Below are 3,313 nucleotides of genomic sequence, written 5' to 3' on the forward strand. Positions count from 1 at the left end.
CGGAGGTGAGCGAACCTGCAACACCAGAGCCAACCGAACAACCGGCTCCAACGCCCAGTGGGAGCGGAGAATGGGTCAAGACGATTGTGGGAATTGTGGGCGTGTTGATGGTGCTAGCGTCGGCAGGTGCTGCTTTATTGACAGCGCAGTGGCTCTTGAATCCTGATGGGTTTAAGCAATTGCACGATCGCTTTTTTAAGTTGGAACAGTTACAGAAACCCCAGTCCACGAGCCAAGCGCCACCTGATTCACAAACGCGATCGTAACCCTTTTTTACCAATCTCCCGATAGGGCAAAGCATTTGTATAAAAGTACCCTGATGTCGCTGTAAATCTTGGTACAAATGCTTCGCAGCTACAATTTGGGATGTTTGTAGTGAGGACTTTAGTCCTCCAAGAGTGGGCGCTGAAGCGATCGCTACCGACATGCTTTTATTCTTTTATAAAGGGTCATCAGCCGGACATTGTGCTTTCTCTTACGACCCGGTTGTCATTAAGTCGGCTGGTGCAAAAAACTTCTCCACGTTTTGTGGTCGAGTAAACGCGATATATTGCTGAGCAAGCGCCGGTGGTAGTAGTTCTATCATCAGCCAGTTTTCCACCCACAACTCAATTACATCGAAAAACGAGTCGCGGTTGCAGCGCACGACTCGCCACCCTTCACGCCGACCAATGTCCTCGATTTGCTCCTGGCTAGTTGGGACAGAGACGGCAGCATGGGTAGCGATAAACCGAGAAGAACTAGCCTTCTGCACAAATGCCACCTGTTCATCCCCATCACCCGGTACAAGTTCAGTTCCCAGAGGGTAAACTTCAATGGCTGAACCGTACTCATCGCCAGGAAAGACGATATAACTACCGGGATTCGGTGGAAAGAGAGCCGCTTTACCGTTCCAGATTTCTGCGAGGACTTCGGCAACGTGACGAGGGTTCTCGGCGGGAATGGAAATGTGGTGGATCATAGGAGATTGATTCCAAACTAGAACTAAACTTGTCAATCCTGAGATAGCAGGCTAAGGCAAAAACCAGCTAAAGCTGGGTTGCTGTAAGCTACAGACCATGGGTCACTGACAGAAAACCTAGGTGGAGTCTGTGCGGATTTAGACTGCATAACCGCTGATTACTTATCAGCTTTAGCCTTGGCATTTATGCAAGAAGTCTAATTTTGACTTCGAGGTGGGATGAACCCAACGAGATGCCAGCCTGTGTCAGATCGATACCTCTGAAGCTCTACCACTTATGCATTCACGTTCATGAGGGTTCTGTTCAGAAATTGAGAGAAAAGCTTTTCACACGGCTAGATTGGTAATGCTTTTTAGCTGAAGAACTAATAAAAATATTGAAGAATTATTTAGATTTGCTATTAATATATAAGAATTCCAATACCACCAACGCTGAAAACTGTCTGGACGCAGCAATCTACCACGAACGGTAAGCGATCGCAAAAATGGTATTACCCCCATTCGAGGAACTCACTCCTCTGTATGAAGCGGCTCAAATTGGTTATATTGAAGGAATAAAATAGGAAGTTGTTCCACTTCAAAAATTAGACTATAAGTATACTAAGTTTACTGATAGAATTCTGAAATTAGCTGACAGCTTTGAATATGAAGATGTAGTAAAGTTAGTTGACCGCTATTTTCTAGAAAAATCATAATTAAAACGGAAATCACGGCTAGGAAGCAATAAAGAGATGCTGTCACACCAGGACGTTGAACCCGATCGAGGCAATGGGTTGGATTTGCAGATATCTCAATTCGATCTCCCCACTAGCTACTCCCCAAAAGCCAAAATTTTGGTAGTGGATGATACCCTCGCCAATCTGAAGTTACTGTCTGATTTTTTGATACAGTCTGGGTTTGATGTCATGGCTGCCAAAAGCGGTAAAACAGCCCTAGCCGTTCTGGAAAACGTTGTTCCAGATCTGATTGTATTAGATGTTGTCATGCCGGGAATGGACGGCTTTGAAACGTGCCGTTACCTGAAAGCTTGGGAAAAAACGAAAGATATCCCAGTCATTTTTATGACGGCTGTTGCGGATTCTTCTCAGCCAATGGAAAAGGTTAAAGGACTGGCGCTTGGTGCAGTAGACTATATCAGCAAACCAATTCAGTTAGACGAAGTTTTAGGTCGCGTCAAAATTCACCTGCACTTACGTTTTTTGACAAAGCAACTCCAAGAGCAAAATGCACTTCTGTCTCAAGAGATTGCGGAGAAGAATCTGATCGAGAAAGAGTTGAGAAAGAGTGAAGAACGTTGGCAGTTAGCCCTCCAGGGTAGCAATGATGGTATCTGGGACCACGATCTCATTACTAATCAGCTTTTTCTCTCTCCCCGATGCCTAGACATGCTAGGGTATCTCGATCGCGAATTACAGCACTACGAGCAATGGGTGAAGCTCATCCACCCTGACGATCGCCCTGGTATGATTGGCGCTATCCAATCTCATCTGCATCGCGAAACCCCACACTATATTGCCGAGTATCGGATGCGGTGTAAAGATGGCACGTACAAGTGGATGTTGTCACGAGGACAAGCCGTTTGGGACAGCAGGGGAAACCCAGTGCGTAGGGTTGGATCGATCGCGGATATCACTGAGCGTAAGGTGGCAGAAGAAGCGCTATGTCAGAGCCTCACAACTAATCGTGCCCTGCTCAACGCCATACCCGATTTAATCTACCGTTGTCATGCCGATGGCACTTTTCTCGACTGTAAACCTGCTAAAACTATCGAAACCCTAATACCACCCAGCGAATTGATTGGGAAAAACGTGCAAGAGGTTTTACCGCCAGAGTTGGCACAGACGATGCTGCAAGCACAAGCACGAGCGATCGCGTCGGGAGAGACCCAAACGATAGAATATCAACTAGTTCGGAATGGCAAAGTCTACAATTATGAAGCGCGCCTCGTCGCCAAAGATAGCGATGAACTGATCGCAATCGTGCGGGATATTAGCGATCGCAAACAAGCCGAAGAAGCTCTGCGACAATCCGAAGCAGGAGAACGAGAAAAGGCGCAACAACTCAAACTTGCCCTGAAAAAATTGCAACACACTCAAGCCCAACTGATTCAAACTGAAAAAATGTCCAGTTTAGGGCGAATGGTGGGAGGCGTTGCCCACGAAATTAATAACCCGGCAAGCTTTATTGCTGGCAATCTCACTCCGGCGCGAGAATACTTCCAAGACTTGCTGGAACTTATCGAACTCTATCAGCAAACGTATCCAGATTCTACACCAGACATTCAAGCTTTCGTAGAGGAAATCGATTTAGAGTTTCTGAGAGAAGATTGGTCAAAATTAATGGATTCTATGC

Annotated in this window: 2 protein-coding genes and 1 pseudogene; 2 read left to right on the forward strand and 1 reads right to left on the reverse strand. The window is 46.2% G+C overall.

What is annotated here, in order from left to right:
• Window positions 1-266 (forward strand): annotated as a pseudogene (locus V6C93_RS36925) (serine/threonine-protein phosphatase); the annotation flags it as partial.
• 209 nt (window positions 267-475) lie between these two features.
• Here V6C93_RS36925 and V6C93_RS36930 read toward each other — a convergent pair.
• The gene (locus V6C93_RS36930) at window positions 476-961 is read right to left on the reverse strand and encodes a hypothetical protein (protein ID WP_333481677.1); all 486 of its coding nucleotides are present in this window, start codon (window positions 959-961) and stop codon (window positions 476-478) included.
• A gap of 731 nt (window positions 962-1,692) precedes the next feature.
• Between V6C93_RS36930 and V6C93_RS36935 the strand changes: the two genes are divergently transcribed.
• Window positions 1,693-3,313 (forward strand): PAS domain S-box protein (locus V6C93_RS36935; RefSeq protein WP_333481678.1); only part of this gene is annotated, 1,621 nt, incomplete at its 3' end.

Source organism: Allocoleopsis sp. (genome assembly GCF_036703385.1).
In the GTDB taxonomy this organism is placed as follows: domain Bacteria; phylum Cyanobacteriota; class Cyanobacteriia; order Cyanobacteriales; family Coleofasciculaceae; genus Allocoleopsis.